This window comes from Pedobacter sp. A2324 (assembly GCF_059693705.1).
Genome location: NZ_JCASSK010000002.1, coordinates 627,101 through 643,259 on the forward strand (window position 1 = coordinate 627,101; position 16,159 = coordinate 643,259).

The 16,159-nt window shown below is 38.6% G+C and carries 20 protein-coding genes; 11 read left to right on the plus strand and 9 right to left on the minus strand.

The features are described from left to right. Positions 1–49: 49 nt before the first annotated feature. On the minus strand, positions 50–652 hold the full coding sequence (locus tag AC570I_RS07795; RefSeq protein WP_497405022.1) for an FMN-dependent NADH-azoreductase: 603 nt from the start codon (positions 650–652) through the stop codon (positions 50–52). 110 nt (positions 653–762) lie between these two features. On the opposite strand from AC570I_RS07795, the gene AC570I_RS07800 reads away from it, so the two are divergent. The 3 genes from AC570I_RS07800 (at position 763) to AC570I_RS07810 (ending at position 2,601) form a co-directional block, all read left to right on the plus strand. Further along, the gene (locus AC570I_RS07800) at positions 763–1,155 is read left to right on the plus strand and encodes a winged helix-turn-helix transcriptional regulator (protein WP_497405023.1); all 393 of its coding nucleotides are present in this window, start codon (positions 763–765) and stop codon (positions 1,153–1,155) included. Positions 1,156–1,221: 66 nt separating this feature from the next. Beyond that, positions 1,222–2,130: a hypothetical protein gene (locus AC570I_RS07805; protein ID WP_497405024.1), complete on the plus strand. Its 909-nt coding sequence runs from the start codon at positions 1,222–1,224 to the stop codon at positions 2,128–2,130. Between the two features lie 30 nt (positions 2,131–2,160). Next, positions 2,161–2,601, plus strand: coding sequence for a hypothetical protein (locus AC570I_RS07810; RefSeq protein ID WP_497405025.1), 441 nt, complete (start codon positions 2,161–2,163; stop codon positions 2,599–2,601). Between the two features lie 43 nt (positions 2,602–2,644). Here the strand turns inward: AC570I_RS07810 and AC570I_RS07815 are convergent, their stop codons facing one another. Beyond that, a complete protein-coding gene (locus tag AC570I_RS07815) occupies positions 2,645–3,751 on the minus strand; it encodes a PAS domain-containing sensor histidine kinase (RefSeq protein WP_497405026.1) in 1,107 nt (368 codons plus the stop codon). A gap of 12 nt (positions 3,752–3,763) precedes the next feature. Next, positions 3,764–4,552, minus strand: a complete 789-nt coding sequence (locus AC570I_RS07820) for an alpha/beta fold hydrolase (protein WP_497405027.1) — start codon at positions 4,550–4,552, stop codon at positions 3,764–3,766. Positions 4,553–4,913: 361 nt separating this feature from the next. Between AC570I_RS07820 and AC570I_RS07825 the strand changes: the two genes are divergently transcribed. The 3 genes from AC570I_RS07825 to AC570I_RS07835 are packed head-to-tail and all read left to right on the plus strand — an operon-like array spanning position 4,914 to position 7,482. Beyond that, positions 4,914–5,576: a hypothetical protein gene (locus AC570I_RS07825; protein WP_497405028.1), complete on the plus strand. Its 663-nt coding sequence runs from the start codon at positions 4,914–4,916 to the stop codon at positions 5,574–5,576. A gap of 4 nt (positions 5,577–5,580) precedes the next feature. Continuing rightward, on the plus strand, positions 5,581–6,528 hold the full coding sequence (locus tag AC570I_RS07830) for a hypothetical protein (protein WP_497405029.1): 948 nt from the start codon (positions 5,581–5,583) through the stop codon (positions 6,526–6,528). A gap of 21 nt (positions 6,529–6,549) precedes the next feature. Then, the gene (locus tag AC570I_RS07835) at positions 6,550–7,482 is read left to right on the plus strand and encodes a hypothetical protein (RefSeq protein ID WP_497405030.1); all 933 of its coding nucleotides are present in this window, start codon (positions 6,550–6,552) and stop codon (positions 7,480–7,482) included. A gap of 146 nt (positions 7,483–7,628) precedes the next feature. Here the strand turns inward: AC570I_RS07835 and AC570I_RS07840 are convergent, their stop codons facing one another. Then, positions 7,629–7,970: an EthD domain-containing protein gene (locus AC570I_RS07840; RefSeq protein ID WP_047799848.1), complete on the minus strand. Its 342-nt coding sequence runs from the start codon at positions 7,968–7,970 to the stop codon at positions 7,629–7,631. Between the two features lie 100 nt (positions 7,971–8,070). On the opposite strand from AC570I_RS07840, the gene AC570I_RS07845 reads away from it, so the two are divergent. The 3 genes from AC570I_RS07845 (at position 8,071) to AC570I_RS07855 (ending at position 9,907) form a co-directional block, all read left to right on the plus strand. Then, on the plus strand, positions 8,071–8,424 hold the full coding sequence (locus AC570I_RS07845) for a winged helix-turn-helix transcriptional regulator (protein WP_316799038.1): 354 nt from the start codon (positions 8,071–8,073) through the stop codon (positions 8,422–8,424). Positions 8,425–8,602: 178 nt separating this feature from the next. Beyond that, positions 8,603–9,073 (plus strand): hypothetical protein, encoded by a 471-nt coding sequence (locus AC570I_RS07850; protein ID WP_497405031.1) that lies wholly within the window; start codon positions 8,603–8,605, stop codon positions 9,071–9,073. 111 nt (positions 9,074–9,184) lie between these two features. After that, entirely contained in the window at positions 9,185–9,907 is a 723-nt protein-coding gene (locus AC570I_RS07855; RefSeq protein ID WP_497405032.1) for a hypothetical protein, read from the plus strand. 105 nt (positions 9,908–10,012) lie between these two features. On the opposite strand, the gene AC570I_RS07860 is transcribed toward AC570I_RS07855, so the two are convergent. After that, the gene (locus AC570I_RS07860; protein WP_497405033.1) at positions 10,013–10,342 is read right to left on the minus strand and encodes a hypothetical protein; all 330 of its coding nucleotides are present in this window, start codon (positions 10,340–10,342) and stop codon (positions 10,013–10,015) included. 756 nt (positions 10,343–11,098) lie between these two features. Here AC570I_RS07860 and AC570I_RS07865 point away from each other — a divergent pair. Beyond that, a complete protein-coding gene (locus AC570I_RS07865) occupies positions 11,099–11,539 on the plus strand; it encodes a hypothetical protein (protein ID WP_497405034.1) in 441 nt (146 codons plus the stop codon). A gap of 212 nt (positions 11,540–11,751) precedes the next feature. On the opposite strand, the gene AC570I_RS07870 is transcribed toward AC570I_RS07865, so the two are convergent. The 4 genes from AC570I_RS07870 to AC570I_RS07885 are packed head-to-tail and all read right to left on the minus strand — an operon-like array spanning position 11,752 to position 15,213. After that, positions 11,752–12,486: a LytR/AlgR family response regulator transcription factor gene (locus AC570I_RS07870; RefSeq protein ID WP_497405035.1), complete on the minus strand. Its 735-nt coding sequence runs from the start codon at positions 12,484–12,486 to the stop codon at positions 11,752–11,754. A 12-nt stretch (positions 12,487–12,498) separates the two neighbouring features. Continuing rightward, positions 12,499–13,542: a sensor histidine kinase gene (locus tag AC570I_RS07875; protein ID WP_497405036.1), complete on the minus strand. Its 1,044-nt coding sequence runs from the start codon at positions 13,540–13,542 to the stop codon at positions 12,499–12,501. A gap of 1 nt (position 13,543) precedes the next feature. Next, positions 13,544–14,980 carry a S41 family peptidase gene (locus AC570I_RS07880; protein ID WP_497405037.1) on the minus strand — a complete coding sequence of 479 codons (1,437 nt, stop codon included), beginning with the start codon at positions 14,978–14,980 and terminating at the stop codon, positions 13,544–13,546. 47 nt (positions 14,981–15,027) lie between these two features. After that, positions 15,028–15,213, minus strand: coding sequence for a hypothetical protein (locus tag AC570I_RS07885; protein ID WP_047799841.1), 186 nt, complete (start codon positions 15,211–15,213; stop codon positions 15,028–15,030). A 684-nt stretch (positions 15,214–15,897) separates the two neighbouring features. Between AC570I_RS07885 and AC570I_RS07890 the strand changes: the two genes are divergently transcribed. Beyond that, positions 15,898–16,140 carry a hypothetical protein gene (locus AC570I_RS07890; RefSeq protein ID WP_047799840.1) on the plus strand — a complete coding sequence of 81 codons (243 nt, stop codon included), beginning with the start codon at positions 15,898–15,900 and terminating at the stop codon, positions 16,138–16,140. The last annotated feature ends 19 nt before the right edge of the window (positions 16,141–16,159 follow it).

The following is a 16,159-nucleotide window of genomic DNA, read 5'->3' on the forward strand; positions in this document are numbered from 1 at the left end:
AGATAGGTATTTATTTTCCTGCTGCGAAAATTCACCTCTCGATCAGGCGCTAGTCTATCACAATACTTTCAATCCCCTTCGCCAGCGCTGTATCTTTCAATCCGGCAACCTTAACACCCTCGGCCCTGAAAACAGTTACATCTGTCATCCCCAAAAGTCCGAACACCGATTTCAGGTAAGGAGCCACAAAGTCAGCGCCTTTTGCCGGCCCATCAGCATAAACCCCTCCCGATGACATCGCTACATACACCTTCTTATCTTTTACCAACCCAACCGGTCCGTTTTCCCCGTAGCCAAAAGTAATCCCTGCACGCGTGATGTGATCAAGCCAGGCTTTCAAAGTAGATGGTACCGTTAAATTATAGAGTGGCGCACCAACTACCACAATATCGGCAGCCAGCAACTGGGCAACGGCTTCATCCGAATAGCGTAAGAGTGCTCTGGTTTCCTCCGTGTATTTATCAGCAGGCGTAAACATCGATTGCAGTAGGGATGAATTTATATGTGGAATGTTTACGTTGTTCAAATCCACTTCCTCAACCACACTGCCCGGATATTTATCTAAGATCTTTTTCAGGATTGCCCTGCTCAATTGTAGGCTATAAGACTGATTTCCCTGTATACTGGAAATTAAATGAAGAATACGTTTCATAATTTTAATTGAATTTTTGTACCCGCAAAAGTAATTTACTCAACTATAAAAAGGTTAGTACTTACCTAAAGGAAAGCGCTTACGTTCAGGTAAGTGCGTATCTTTGAAGAATGATTTCGACTGCAGAAAATATTCTTCCGGATAAAAATGAATGTGCCAATTCGCTAACGAATGTTATGGACGCCCTTTATGTATTAAATGGCAAATGGAAGCTTCCATTAATCTTAAGCCTGGTTCAATCTTCAAAAAGATTTAATGAGATCCAGCACGAATTACGAGGCATATCTCCAAAGGTGCTTGCAAACGAATTGAAAGATCTGGAGTTAAATGATTTCATCAGGAGACAAGTTTACCCTACCAGGCCGGTAAGCATTATTTACGAAGCAACCGAGTACAGTAAAACGCTAAGAGAGGTGATGCGAACGCTGAGTGAGTGGGGATGGCAGCATCGGGAGAAAATAAAAGATAGTATGCGACAAGAAAAGGGGGAGGTTTTTGGTTGATTTTAAATCATCCCTGTATAACCCTATATTTGCCAGCGATAAAAAACAATAACAAACGCTCCGGTAATGAAACTTCTGTTTTCAAAATTAATCCTACTCCTCCTGCCTGTAATCACTTTTGCGCAGGCCGATACCGCTAAAATTTCCATTTTCCCCCGTTGGCAAGTCAATGAAGTACATCATTGTAGCATTGCCTATCATACCACTGATGTAGAGGCGGGTGTAGCCAAAAAATATCTGACCAACTTCAATGTTGCCATTACCGTTCTCGAAAAATATCCCACCGGCTACCTTCTTGATTGGCGGTTTACCGAAATCAATCTGGCCCCTGGAGAACCTGTATTCGAAAACTTGCTGACGGCTCCGCTTAAGGGACAGCCATTGCTGATCAGGGTGAATGAATTTGGCAGATTTATTGAAATTAAAAATTCAGCTGAAATCCGCGGAATAGCAGTTAAAAAGGCTGCAGAACTGGCAGAGAAAAGCCGAAGCCCCGAAACGAGAGCTGTTTTTCAACGGCTCAAGATCGGATTGGAAACCCCACTTGGTGTAGAAACCATCATCGCCAAACCAGTTAAATTTTTCCTTTTGATGAATGGATTTGAATACACACCAGGCAAAGTTGTTCAAAATGATATCAAAATGCCCAACCCCGTTAGTCCGGTGCTCATTGAAGCAGTAGAGAAGGTGTGGCTCTCCAGCGTTAAAGATTCCCTTTGCACAGTAGAAACTACTAAAAAGGTCGACGGCAAAATATTAACCGCGATCATTCGCGATTTCCTCATCAAAAGTAACCCCGCTAAAGGCGAGGGAATTATGAAACAACTGGGAGGGAAGCAAATGGAATTTAGCGAATCCACTAAACACCTTTTTAATTTAAATAACGGAAGCCTCCTACAAGCCACTATAACCCGAACCTCCAATCTGGGCATTAACAACCGGAAAATTGTCATGCAACTTAAGGTAACCGATTAATTCAAGAATTGACAAACTAATTTAGCTGCTATGAGAACTCTATTTTTCGCTTTATTCATTATACTTTATTCCAATGTCTCTAATGCTCAAGGGAGGGAGGGAGAAAAGGAATGGATACAATGTTATAAAGAACAAGTTTATTATGGTGGCCTTTTGAAAGGTTTAGGTGAAAAGGCATTGATAGCTAAAATCACCGCTGCCGACAAATCATTTTATAACCCGGTTTTCAGTGTTTTGCATCAAAAGTCGATTAATCAAAGCAGTGACTACCTGCTGAGCATAATCAACAAAGATTACCTTAATAGAAAGGATAGGGTTGCTGAGCCAGCAGATGGCAAAAGGAGTTTGAGAATCGCTCTTGAATTTTACAATAGTAAAAAGCTGCATTTGCTAGCGGTCAAAGCCTATCAGGTCTGGCTTAAAGTACCGAATAAAGCTGCGTTAATTGAGAAGGCATCTGCAGCTTATTAAATGTAGCGTGTGAATTTTAAAATCAATCCTCTTCAGCCTGCCCCTAACCTACCAACGGCATACGAAAGCTAAAACATGTTTCATCAGCATCTGATGAAACCTCAAGCAAGCCGCCGTGTGCACTGGCAATTTGCGCAGCGATATACAATCCCAAACCAAGACCCTGCTGGCTTGGCGTATTGGCTTCCCGCGTAAATGGATCAAAAAGACTTCCAATTATCTCATGGGGTATTGCCCTGCCTCCATTTATGACATCAATTTCCAGGTAATCTTCAGTTGTGTTTGCAATAATCCTCACCGGTTTGTCTGCTGCCCCGTGTGTTAAAGCATTCGCCAACAAATTCGATAGCATTTGCGAAAAACGGTTCACATCACAGCTTACAGGTTTTTCCGTGTTAATATGAATAATCACAGTTCGCTGGGGGAATGAAATAGTCAACTCATTTACGATATGCATGATGATTGGCTCAACCAATACCTCATTCCTGTTTAACAGAATACCACCGCCCAATCGTACCCTGGCAAAATCCATTACATTAGTTATCATTTCTTCCATGCGCAGGGTGCTTTTGGTAATGGTTCCCAGGATAGATTTGTCCCGATCAGAAGATAGGGAGCGGGCTAACAAAGCAGATCCGGTTTTAATAGCACCCAATGGATTTCTGAGGTCATGCCCCAAAACTGCTATGAACTGTTCCCTTAAAATTGCAAGTTCACGTTCGGTCTTAATAATATTTTCTGCGTTGGTAATGGCATTACGGAGATTATCTTCGTAAACTCTTCTATCCGTTGCCCGATAAATATTTAAACATACCACCACCTCATTGCCCGTATCATCATTCCTGGTATATCCGTTGATGAGTACCTGCATTTTTGACCCATCAGCTAATAACAGTTCCGCCGATATTTCTTCGAAGTAACCTTTCAGCCTGAGCAAGGGAGAAAGGTGTGTTTCGTAAAAAATACGGCTGCCTACAGCGAGTAAACTGGTTATTTTCTTTCCAATAAGCTGCTCTCTGCTAAAACCTAACCATTCAACAACTTTGGCATTTACATTGATAATTTCTCCACGGGAACTTGTAAAAACATGCCCGGACAGCGAATGTTCAAGGAATTCTTCCAGGCTATCCCCAAAAGGTAGTTTCATCATATAATGAATGGTTTATAAGAAATGTTGAATAGCGGTTATGGTTTCTTCAGGAGCACTTAAATGCGGGCAGTGACCAGTGGCTTCAAGGATAACCAATTCACTGTTTGGCATTTCTTTATGCATAAATTCACCAACGCTCACAGGGGCTATGATATCATCAGAACACTGGAGTATAAGCGCAGGAGTTTTACAATCAGGCAGAATACTTCTGCTGTCAGTAAGGAAGGTTGCTCTGGCAAACTGCTTCGCAATGGTAGGATCTGTACGGCAAAAACTATTGGTAAGTTCCTCACTTAATTCAGCTCTATCCGCATTTGCCATAATCAAAGGTGCCATCGTCATTGACCAGCCCATATGATTGTTGTCTAACGAAGTAAGTAATTCATCAATTTCTATCCGGCTAAACCCACCAATGTAATCTCCATCGTTAATATAACATGGGGAAGGAGAAACCAAAACCAGGGCTTTGAATAATTCCGGTGATTTTGCAGCTGCAAGTATGCCCATGATAGCACTTACCGAGTGTCCAACAAAAACAACGTCTTTTAACTGGAGTGTATTTGCAATTTCTAATATATCCATTGCATAACCATCCAGCTCTTCATACTTTGAAGGGTTGTAGGCAGTCAAATCCGAAAGTCCCGCGCCAACATGGTCAAATAGAATAATCTGATGGCTTTGCTCAAAAGCAGGCACAACCAAACGCCACATATTTTGATCACAGCCAAATCCGTGTGCAAACATCATGGGAGAGGTGCCGGTACCTTTAACATGCACATTATTCCTCTTCAATACACTCATTAATATTACTTTAAGTTATTTGATTCAACAGAAAATGATGTTAAATAATTTGTTCTTGTTGGTTTTTAGGGAGATACTGTAAAAGTACAGTTAATAGTTTAAATACAAAAACCGATTCCTATAGCTGAGTAAAGCTTACATTTAAGTGAAATCCCTAAAGTCGAAGCTCGGTTAATAAGTTGGTGCCCCAGGCAAGACCATCAGGTTTAACTTATTTTAACGCTTCTGAGCCGCTGAATGTTAATTGTCAATTGTGAACTGAAAAAGTTGAACTGGCCATTTATCATTTCGAAGGTTTAGTAAATCACTAATCCGGTTTTAATAATTCTCGAAAAAATGTATTTTAGCGCACCAAACAAAAATGAAAAAGTCGCTCTTATTATTTTTCATGGCTTTGCTATGCACTGCTCTGAAAGCCCAGTATCCTTATTATGAGGATGACAGGCTGCGTATTGGTGTCCAGATTGGCGCCGACTACGACTCTCCGCTAGGAGAGCTAAAATACATTTACAAACCAGCAATTTCTCCGAACATTAGTATATTGCTATCTCAAAACGACAGGTTTTCGGCTAACATCACTGTCGGGCACCACGTTTATCAGCCACGTGCCGAAGCATTTTACTATCTGCTTGATGATGGAGAGAACTATGGCATTGACACGTTTACCCAATACAAGGTAACTTCTATTTACCTGGGGTTTCTATACCATATTCGGTTTACAGATGTTATCAAAGGTCTTGTTGGTTTAAATTTCGGGATCTATAAAACCGATTACGAAACCACTTCTACCGACCCTTACCAATCGTCGTTTACCGGAATCGCTGATAGAAACGTATATATTGCCCCTAAGCTGGGTGTTTCTTTTGCAATTACAGAATCTATCGCCCTTAATGTATTGGCAAAATACAATCTTTATTCTCCTACCGGAAACAATGATAATTTCACTCCGGCAATATTTCACAAAGATTTAGGTAAAGTTTTTACCGCCTGGTCTGTAGGGACAGGAATATCTTATCAATTCTAAGCTCATGAAAAAGATACTTTTATTATCCATCTTTTTGGTTAGCCTGTTCTTTTCGTGCAAAAAAGCAGAAAATCCTTATGTCTCCAAAGAAGAGATCGACGCATTGATTAAGCTCAAAAATCCAGATGTAGAACATGTAGCGCTAATCTATAAAAACGATGTTTACTATCTCGAAAACATCACCAAACCCGGCAAACGCATTACCAATACACCGGGCGTTATCAAACGACTGATCAAAATGTCGCACGATCATAAAAAGTTCGCTTATCTGGAATATTACAGCAGCACCATTGTCATTACAGATATAACCGGCACGGTAACCAACCGGCTAAGCCAGTATAGCAATATCAAGTCGTTTGACTGGAGTGCCGACGATCAAACCCTCTACATCCTATCGGGTAATAAAATGGTTTATTTTGGAACAGATATGAAACTGCCCGACTTTACTTACAATGGAATAACCGCAGGTTCAACACTCGAAGTTTTATCAGCCTCTGTCTCCATGAAAGGCGATCTGGCCTATGTGGTACATGGCTATCATTATCTATATGGGGATAAATACAAAATGATTATCAAGCCAGCCAATAAAAGTGCAGATGTGGTATTTGAAGATAATTCCACTTATCCAACCATGCGATATGTAGCCTTCTCCAGCAACAATCAAGACCTTGTTCTCGGTTATATTTCGGACAGTTCCAAACCCAACCACATCAACCAGGCTTACGTGTTCATCAACTTCAGGCGTGCAAGCGAATACAGTTTTGGTAGCTATAATGGTATGGTCACCCCACTGTTTAACGAAAGTAAATCTTTTGCTGTAACCACCCGTACATCCGATAATCCATCAAGCACCAAGCCTATAGCAATTGGCTTCAATAAACAAAAAGATCGGAATTTAACCGGCGAAATTTATACATCCGAAAATGATGCCGTTTACACCGACTGGAAATAGTTATTCTTAACATTATCAATCATGACAATCAAATTAATACGCTTCGCTCTGCTGCTGCTCACGGTAGCTTCATTCAATGTTAATGCCCAGGTAAGCATCTTCGATGCGAAAAAGCTCAGCAAAATCAAAGAGGGTAAAACCTATATCATGGTGCAAAGCATCAAATTTCCTGGTGCCAGTCAATACCTTGAGCAAGCCCAAAAAAACTGGACACTCTCCAAAGGCATTGACTTCCTTTCGCCTGATCATCAGAGTACATTAAGCCCTAATGATAGCTTTCTGGTCCTTGAGGCTATAACCATGAGATCGAACAACATAACCAACATTTACTATTCGCTATCCCTCTCCACCCTTAAAGAGAAATATTTTACCGGAAACCGCTTATTAAGAAAATCAGATCACGAGCCGGTAGCAGCGGTGGCATTGTCTCCCGATGAAAAGGCATTTGATGTAAAAAGCTTTTTTAAAAATAACGACTTCGATGGCGGTGGCTTACTTTATAACTGGAGCCCCGGTATGTTGCACAACTACCTCAGCCAGATTACTAATTTACTTTCGGCCGGTAAAAACGTAACTACACGTGATGATATTGCCAATAAAGCTCAACTCGCTAAACTAACAACGCAAAACTTGTATGTTCCGGATTTCAACCTGATCAGGTTCAGCCCCTTTGTTGGTAAACTGGAAAAAACTGCCGACGAGGAGCGCCTGTTCGACGACTATAAGTACCCCTATAAAGTCATCACCAAAGCAGAACTTGATAAGATGATTACCAGCTCAGATGAACCAGCCTACTATTTACTTTTCGTTAAAGATAGTTCGAGCAAAATTGTTTGTGTGGTAAACTCAAAAACAGGCGAAACCATCTATTCAACTTCAAAATCATTATCGTATAATCTTAAATCAGGAGATATTAAAGACCTTTCCAAGCAAATCGAAAAAAGTATGAGATAATGATGCGTCATCCGCATTAAAAATCCGTCAAAGAATTACCATGTAAGTCATTATTTCTTACATGGTTTTTTATTCTAGCCTTACCGTTGTCCGCATCTTCACTACCGTAAACACACAATAGTTCTACTATAAACTTAATTTTGCTATTAACCCGCTTTGATAATGTTTTCATTGGTTGCCATTGCAACATATTTTGAAGTATCAAAAAATGTAGGCTCATCCGGATGCACCTTTGTTAAATAGTTTTCTGAAGAGAAGAAGGTATTGAAATCCTCAAAGGAGTCAAATGAAATTTCCACTACAGCATCGTAAAAAGGTTCAGGAAAACCTTCCGCAACCATTGGGTGGTTCACCACATACTTCCTCACATAAAGCTCGGTTTCGGGGATAGAACAGAATAAAGGCGCGTGGTGATTTTTATGATAATCAATGAATTCTTCACGGCTCATGCCTGGCAGTTTGTGTACTAAAAATGTAAATTTGATCATTGTCTGTATATTAATTTCAACAAACCTACTTCCTTAGCAACCTTACATCAAGTACGCACAAATTTGTGCTTATTTGCTTTTACAATTGATTGACCGAACGATGTATCAAAAGAAAATCCCAATCAGAAAAGAGTGTGGCCTGCACATATTTAAGGAGCTTTTAAACGGGAAGTGGAAACTCATGCTGATCTACTATATCTCAGAGGATATTAAACGGCCGGGAGCACTACAAAAGACCATCGCGGCCGACAGGAGAGTGATGACCAAACAACTAAATGAACTGGTGCTCCATGGCTTCGTAGAAAAGATTTCTTTCGATACCAAAATCCCTAAAGTCGAATATCGGTTAACGCCGTTGGGGAATAGCCTGTTGCCACTAATTATTAGCATCGAGCAATGGGGCGAAAATAACAGAGCTGTTTTGGAGGGGGTTCTCAGGGACAAGCAACAATGAGCTTATAAGAAAATAGTAAGAGATTGCCTCGCTTCGAGGTTCTCGATTAGGATGTCTGAAAGGCGGCCATCTATTTCACTCAGCTTACTGTCATCGCTATATTTTTCTATGTAACAAATCCGTAAGCTGGAGTCCAAACAACTCTGCATTTTATGAATTGCATGAGCAACAAATTCCAATGAAAAATATTATCTACATCCTGGCAATCCTGTCACTCTGCCTAAGTTGCAGTGAAAAGAAACATGTCGAAAAACATGATTTAAACTCAGCACTTAAAAATCGAATTAAAATTCTTAGTAAGGATACATCCGTTGCACTTAATTTTTGCGAGTTAATTCCATTTGATTGGGACAACATATATATAGTGCCACCTTATGCTGAAATAAAACGATTCAAAAAAAGGAATGTTAAATACTCAGATAACTTAGCATCCGAACTATCGAACTCTTCGCTGAATGAGCAAAACTGTACACTTGTTTTCGTAAAAAACAGAAGTATTGAAAGGTATATCACAGTTTCCAGACAGATTTTGGATTTCGCCCATCTCGAAAGAAATGGACTTTGGACTGATTCAATCTCTAAAGTTGAAGTCTGGAAAAATCTGCAAACGAAAAAAGAGGGCGGTAGTTTAAAAGCTATATTGAATTAAGTGCTTAAAGTAAATTCATTATATGACTCAAAACACAAAGTTACTGATTGTATCATATTGCTAAAGCTACCCTCAACACTTATATTTGTAGTCAAATCAAACGCTCTACTAATGAAATCTTTCTTCCAAAATTTGCCTTTTCTATTGGCATTAATCATCATGTCACTCACTGGCTGTCTTACAACTAAGGTCAATGTTATTGAATATACAACCTATGCAGAACTTGGACTCAACGATCGGATAGACACATTTAAAAACCATGTGAAAATAGTCAGTTTTAAAGAATACAAAGTATACATCATGCCTGTAGATCATATTGAGGAAACGAAAACTGGTTACACTAGTACACCAGGAAATCTTTACGCCATATTTCAAAGTGGTAAGACATCTGGCCACATGTATGATTTGACAAAAAGTAGTTCTGGAAATCTAATTGAACTCGACTCTGCTCTTTTAAAAAACAACTTAGGCAAAACGAATATGAATACCTTTAGTCAGGATTTTGGGATCGCAGAAGAGATATCAAATATCGGCAGTAACAAGGTTCTGTATAAATATGCAGTCGTCAATAATTCAAAGAATATGGATTCAATCTACAGGTTTTTCGACGGAAACTTAAACGATATACCCTTCTCGTTATCGCCATCGCTTGATCAGATTAATTCCAAAAAACTTTACAAGATGGCAATAATAGGAGCCCCACGAGAAGTACTTAAGAATGGAAAGTTGCTTCGAAGCCCGAAGTCTTTACAGATTTTTGAATGGCATAAAAGCCATTTAACAAAAAAGGAAGAAACAGATTTACATAGTATCATCAAAACATTCAGACACTAACTAATTCAAACCATAAAATATCTTGAAAGAGGCTGATCTAAATCAACCTTTTTTGGTTTAAGTTTTGTAATTCTAAAAGTACTTAGCATAGCACAACCAATTTAGTTACTCGAACTGATCTTGCGAACGTTTCAACCTTTTATATCTTCGATAATATCCTCGTGCAAGTTTATCCAGATGTTCACTTCCGTATAATATCATGCACTGGTGGAATAGTGGTTTTAAATTATACAAGTCATTAACTTTATCTACATCAAGTGGTTTAATGTCTTTCGCATAGGCTCTTCCAATTGAATCTGCTTTCTCGAAAGAGTCATCCATAAGTTCCTCGTGCAAATTAAATGAAATGTCCCCTTTGCTGTTTAAGGCCTTTTCCAGCTGATCACCGGTTATTGCGCAAATACATTTGTATGTTGCTAATTCTTTAAACATCATTAGCCATTCTTGTTTGTTTATTACTTGAGAATGTCCTATCTGAAATGATGTTAGCCCACAAAATAAAAAGATAAAATACTTCATAAGTTTATTCATTATTACAGCCTTGTTTTTTTACAACCTACATTTCAGGTTTAAATTTGATTCGTTGCGTATAAGCTTTGAATAACTAAATCTTTAACTTTAAAAACTAATCATAATAACATTCTCAAATATGTTTAAAAGAATTAATATTTTAAAAACATTGTATATCATTAGTGTTTCCGTTTGTATACTTATTTTATTGGCTTATATGATATCGCCATTTGGCGGCCCTTTAGGCATAATCAGCTTAATACAAAGTGGAATGTTTACGGCATATCGAGGATATCAATTAATACCTTTAGATGAGCTATATTACCCCGGAAATCAGCATATCAAGAATCTCGCCCTCATCAATCGCATTTTTACAACTGGTTATTTTTTATTTTTATTGTTAGGATGTATATGTCCGTTATTAATTAAGGCAAACAAACTCTTGAAATATAGGCTAGGTATCTGTTTTTTCATTTTAGCTTTGGTATGCTCATTTGTCGGAAAAATAATCTGGAATTTCTTTGTAAATCAATACTTCTTTTAATACCTGGTAAATTGAATTAGGCATTGTACAAATTTTGTCCTAATCTAAAATTTATGTGTTATTTTGATAGCAACCTAGCCTGATAATATTATGGGAAGTACTATTTCATTTCGCTTTTGAGCTCATTTTATAAATTCATGATTGTATCGATAACAGAAATGCAGAAAGACATATTCCACAGGTTTACAGAAAAAACCACTGCTGGAGACTTTGGAATAGTCAAAATTGAGTTCCCACTAGAAACCGAAGATCTTATTATATCGTTGGTACATTACCAGGATCAAGATGTCATCTATAAATTTACATTTAAAAGCATCCAGTCCTATATGCTTATGCAGGAAAATCTCCCTGATGAGAAAAAGGAAGGAGTTATCTATTCAGATGAATTTAATTCCAAGATACTAAAGCAAGTTACAAATTCTAAATACATGGACTATCTTTATCAATGGACAGATTTTCCAATTTTTCATGAAGGCAAGGCATTGGAAATTATTAAGCAGTATTGCGTTTATTCACAAAATGTTATTGTAAATATTGTTACTGATAAAACTCCGACCATAGAAATACTGAATTCTTAATCATAAGCCATCTTTCATTCAATCCCAGGTTCCTCATAATAAATATAAACAAGGTGGTGCAACTGTGAAGATGTTATTTCTTTACTGCGTCCTTTTTTTGGCAAACCACGGCGTGGACATCAACAAAATACTTAAAAGCACCGCTGGTAAATAGCTCGATTTCATGGCATGAGTGGTAACTTAACTATCCTAATGCCTGCTTGCTGAAAAGGCTAAGTACCAGGGTTGATCATTTGCTTTTTTAAAGTGTCTAAAAAATTCTTTTTATACGTTTCTCCAATCAATATTTCAGATGAGATATCTTTAAGTATTACCTGATTTCCGCTAATTGCGACAATTTTGTTCAAGGCAATTATGAATGACTTTTGAATGCGCATAAAATTTTTTTCGGGTAATTTTTCCTCGATGTCTTTCATCGTGGTAAGAGCCAGCGTTCTGATACCATTATGGTGAAAAGCAACATAATTCTTCATACCTTCTATGTAGTCAATATCTTTGACGTAAATTTTAACCATCTTACTTTTAGAAGCCGTTTTAACAATAAAGTAATCGGCATCCACTGATTCATTTTGTCCCTGTTGCGGCATAGGGTTTATTGTTTTCTGCACTTTGGTGATGGCCTGCAAAAAACGTGGAAAGGGGATAGGCTTAACCAGATAATCAATCACATCGAGGTCAAAGCCATTAGAAGCAAACTCACGGTAAGCTGTTGTGAGTATGAAATTATAGTTTTTGTGGCGAACTGTCTGGATAAATTCGAGGCCTGAGAGCGTGGGCATATGGATATCTAGAAATATCAAATCGATATGCTGCCCGCCTAGAAACGTAATGGCTTCCGTTGGTTTAGTGAAGCTGGCGATCAGGTTCAGTTGATCTATTGATCTAATATAGTGAGTTAATACTTCTATCGCATGGGCTTCATCGTCGACAATGATGCAGTTTATCATAATGTAGGTTTTTTAATTTTTGCCTGATATCAATATAGGATGCGTAAGTTCAACAGCATAATCGGTAGCAGTATCAGTAATCTCCAGGCTAAAATTCGTCCCATAATGGTGTGCAAGTCTGTTTCCAATGTTATTGATTCCAATTCCGCTTGATTGCTCCTTCGGACCTTTCTTTTTGATATTATAGGTTTTAAAGGTTATGCAATTTTGTTCTTTAACAACATCGAGCGTAATTCTGGCTGGATTAGCCGGATCAGTACAATCTCCATGTTTTAGCATGTTTTCCACGATAGTAATCAAAACCAGCGGAACAACGCGAACATTTGTAGTACTGCCCTTTACCTCGAGCAGGATTTGTAACTCATGATTAAACCGGAGTTGATTGATCTTAATTACGTTTCTGATGTGGTCCACCTCCTCTTCAATAATTTCCGTTTGGCTTTCATGATCCTGTTTTAAGGAATAATGCATAATTTCACTCAAAGTCATAATACCGTTTGATAATTCTGAAGATAGCGGGAGAGATTTGGCATAGAAAAAATTGAGGGTATTATTCAAAAAGTGCGGATTAATTTGTGCCCTGAGGAATGCGTATTGTGCCTGGTGCTTTTCCTCCACTATAATACGCAACTGCTTTTGGTATTTGATGTTTTCGCTGGCATAATGATATCCGAAAGCAAAAAAAGCATACTTAATGTATAGCCACAGCACAGGTACGGCAAACTTCCAGATGTGAAATTCCGGTGTGGCGCCACCATTGGCTTTGATCAGCGGCCTGACATGATAAGCAGTAACGTACCATATGAGGAATGAAATCAGGTATACCATAACGACCGCGCTCATCAGCGGGAATGTTTTTAATGGGTTAAGGTATCTGGAAAACACCAACAGGCACAGGTAAAAAGTACAGATATTCGGAAATTGAGTGAAGAAAAAGTCACCGATACTAAAGAAATACCCACCGGGGTTGCCCGCAAATTCGATCAGCGTGCTCACCAGCATGTATCCCAACCAGAAGAACAGGTGGTATAATATAATTTTCCGTTTTTGTTTCAATTTATCTTTCCTTATACGATTGAATAAATCCTACCCAATCTTTTATTTCTGAAGTTATTTGAACATCTGGTTGTATTCCGGTATTATCCAGCGGAAAATCGGGTAGTCTCGACGATTTGCACGCAGGATATCCCAGTGTGTATATATCGCAGGGTAGTTTTGTTTTCACCACTTCCAAATAATCAATTGCCCCTGAAGAACGTTCGCCAAATAGCTTTACCTTACTGCTTTGTTTAGCCTGGAGCATAAAAAGTTCTGCGGCACTGGCGGTATTCCTGTTTACTACTATCGATACCTCTTTGGGATAAGCCATTACTTCTTTGAGTTTGATAGTGTCAACAGGATACAAGGGATATAGCTGGTTAAGGTGTGCTTTTAAAACATTTAAATTCCTGACAAATCCTTTTTTAATGCTGTCGGGAATATTTGCAGGTATAGCACTATAATAGTCGCGTATATTTTCTTCAGTGGCCAATACACATCCACCTTCAGTTAAAATGGGCCTGGTATAAAGGTATGGGATCAGTTTATCATACACCAGAACAGAACCACCATAATTATTCCGAATATCTATGATTAAATGCCGGTGGTTTTTAATTGCGTTTTTATGTTGTTTAAGAATGCTATCTACCGCAGCAACATTGGCCAATGTTGCATACGCTGGTAGCTGAAAAAGGCAAGTTTTATCGTCAAGTATTTTAAAAGATGGTTTTTCAGTAGATGTACCCGCTTGTTGCTTTCCTGACACACTAACCGGCGGACCGTTCTTAAACCATCTTGACAAAACTTTCCCATCTGTAAAAGTCAATGTATCAGCATTTTTATAAATGGAGAGAATGTTGTTCGAATGATCTATTGCCCTAAAATACTTCAGGCCATAAACATTTCCTATTTTAGAAATACGCATTTTAACCTGCTGAGGCAACCATCTTTTTCCATCAGCCTTAATGATAAAGCCAATGAAATCGCCACTGTCTTTTACAATACCAATCTGATAAGCCCCACTCTCGTCCTTCCAAACACCTTCAACACTGTCTAAAACAGCCTTATTCCTGTCAAGATAGTCCTTAAAGGATAAGGCTGTCCAACTGGTTGTTTCCTCCCTGGCGTAGTAGTCTTTTATTTGCTCAACGCTGTAACCGCTATCATCATACGAAATGCTGATGTGCTTGTCATTAAAAAAAGATAACCATGTTTTTAAAATTGGCAAGCACTGATATGTGGGCACTTTGCCAGCTTCAGCGAGCAGGCTATCAGTTAAAAAATCAAATCTTTTTACCGTTTGAAGATTAACCTTATCACTGTAGCCCACATAATTCTTTTTAATTCTTGCCACTACAAACTCGAGGTTATCCTTACAGTTACAACTCTGTGCGTATGTTGAAGCAGTGGCAATGGTAAGTAGGATCAGGATTGAAAATGTAAGTGAAGCACGCATTGACAAGGAAGGTTAGTTTAATTGTAATGGATTAAAACGTGAGGCATTTAAAGGCTGATGGTGCCCAACGTCGGTTTATCTTCAACGCATCCCGGAAGCGTAGATGGTGGAATGTCATCGCTGGTATTGCCTCCACCACCTTTAATCTTTTGCATTTCCTCTTTACTCAGATGAAAAGCAGGTTTTCTTTTAAAGATAAACATTGTTGTTTTTTTCAATTTCTTGTTCGTCATGTTTCCAAAGATTAAGTTAATCAATAGATAAAACTACCTCTTGGAAAGTATATGATCAAAAATAATACACCAAACCAGGTATTTCAAGGACAAAATACGTCTTTTTTGATACAAAAACCAGTTGGCATAAGTACACAGCCTTTTCACCTTGACGAAAACCGACTTTTCTGAGCTTTTTGTCCGCTACAGGCGATTCTTATAGCACTTGGTATCGATAAAATCCATGTGTGTCCCAGGAAACTGGCATTTGGTGTAATAGGCATTACAGTGGCTTTGATTTAAACATTAAAAGCGGAAACTTCGTCATGTCGTAATAGCATATCAGCAGTATGAATATATTTAATTCACATCGCAAAAAAATGGAGGTTATTTTTGTTCCCTTACTTCTAACCCTGAGCAGTAAGGTAACAGTTTCCACTATTAAGTGCTGTTTAAATGACCATGCCCAATATGAAAATATTTTATTAACCATCTCAATCTTGTTTCTGGCGCTAGCATCGTACCTATCTATCTGGGGCGATGTTAGCCTGGATACAGAAGTATAAGAATTTTTGCAAAAAAGGAGAAGCATACGGTTGCAAACGGATCGCTTCCCGGAACGAATGACGGCGTTTACTGTCATCGCTCAAGTCAACCTTGCGTGAAAGGTTGACCAATATTACAATCACAACTTAAATTTTAAACATGAAAAAAGTAAATTTACTCAGCAAAGCTGAGATGAAAAATGTGATGGGTGGCTTAGCTGATACCTCAGACAGAGGTTGTATTGTTTATGAAATCAATGGAGACACCAGAACTATCGTAGCTTATGTAAACGAAGGTGGTAACGTAAACGCCGGCGATGTAGCTGCAAGTCACGCAAGTTACACAGGTAACAGAACAGGTTGGGATTGCCCTTCTGATGGGTGGCAACATGAATATGTATAGCAAATCACATGCATGGGAA

Bases quoted from the DNA above. Each gene is read 5' to 3' on its own strand.
- AC570I_RS07815 (WP_497405026.1), bottom strand. From the start codon at position 3,751: ATGATGAAACTACCTTTTGGGGATAGCCTGGAAGAATTCCTTGAACAT.
- AC570I_RS07865 (WP_497405034.1), top strand. From the start codon at position 11,099: ATGATTGTATCGATAACAGAAATGCAGAAAGACATATTCCACAGGTTT.
- AC570I_RS07890 (WP_047799840.1), top strand. From the start codon at position 15,898: ATGAAAAAAGTAAATTTACTCAGCAAAGCTGAGATGAAAAATGTGATG.
- AC570I_RS07795 (WP_497405022.1), bottom strand. From the start codon at position 652: ATGAAACGTATTCTTCATTTAATTTCCAGTATACAGGGAAATCAGTCT.
- AC570I_RS07885 (WP_047799841.1), bottom strand. From the start codon at position 15,213: ATGACGAACAAGAAATTGAAAAAAACAACAATGTTTATCTTTAAAAGA.
- AC570I_RS07820 (WP_497405027.1), bottom strand. From the start codon at position 4,552: ATGAGTGTATTGAAGAGGAATAATGTGCATGTTAAAGGTACCGGCACC.
- AC570I_RS07880 (WP_497405037.1), bottom strand. From the start codon at position 14,980: ATGCGTGCTTCACTTACATTTTCAATCCTGATCCTACTTACCATTGCC.
- AC570I_RS07850 (WP_497405031.1), top strand. From the start codon at position 8,603: ATGAAAAATATTATCTACATCCTGGCAATCCTGTCACTCTGCCTAAGT.
- AC570I_RS07825 (WP_497405028.1), top strand. From the start codon at position 4,914: ATGAAAAAGTCGCTCTTATTATTTTTCATGGCTTTGCTATGCACTGCT.
- AC570I_RS07800 (WP_497405023.1), top strand. From the start codon at position 763: ATGATTTCGACTGCAGAAAATATTCTTCCGGATAAAAATGAATGTGCC.
- AC570I_RS07840 (WP_047799848.1), bottom strand. From the start codon at position 7,970: ATGATCAAATTTACATTTTTAGTACACAAACTGCCAGGCATGAGCCGT.
- AC570I_RS07845 (WP_316799038.1), top strand. From the start codon at position 8,071: ATGTATCAAAAGAAAATCCCAATCAGAAAAGAGTGTGGCCTGCACATA.
- AC570I_RS07810 (WP_497405025.1), top strand. From the start codon at position 2,161: ATGAGAACTCTATTTTTCGCTTTATTCATTATACTTTATTCCAATGTC.
- AC570I_RS07855 (WP_497405032.1), top strand. From the start codon at position 9,185: ATGAAATCTTTCTTCCAAAATTTGCCTTTTCTATTGGCATTAATCATC.
- AC570I_RS07830 (WP_497405029.1), top strand. From the start codon at position 5,581: ATGAAAAAGATACTTTTATTATCCATCTTTTTGGTTAGCCTGTTCTTT.
- AC570I_RS07870 (WP_497405035.1), bottom strand. From the start codon at position 12,486: ATGATAAACTGCATCATTGTCGACGATGAAGCCCATGCGATAGAAGTA.
- AC570I_RS07860 (WP_497405033.1), bottom strand. From the start codon at position 10,342: ATGATGTTTAAAGAATTAGCAACATACAAATGTATTTGCGCAATAACC.
- AC570I_RS07835 (WP_497405030.1), top strand. From the start codon at position 6,550: ATGACAATCAAATTAATACGCTTCGCTCTGCTGCTGCTCACGGTAGCT.
- AC570I_RS07805 (WP_497405024.1), top strand. From the start codon at position 1,222: ATGAAACTTCTGTTTTCAAAATTAATCCTACTCCTCCTGCCTGTAATC.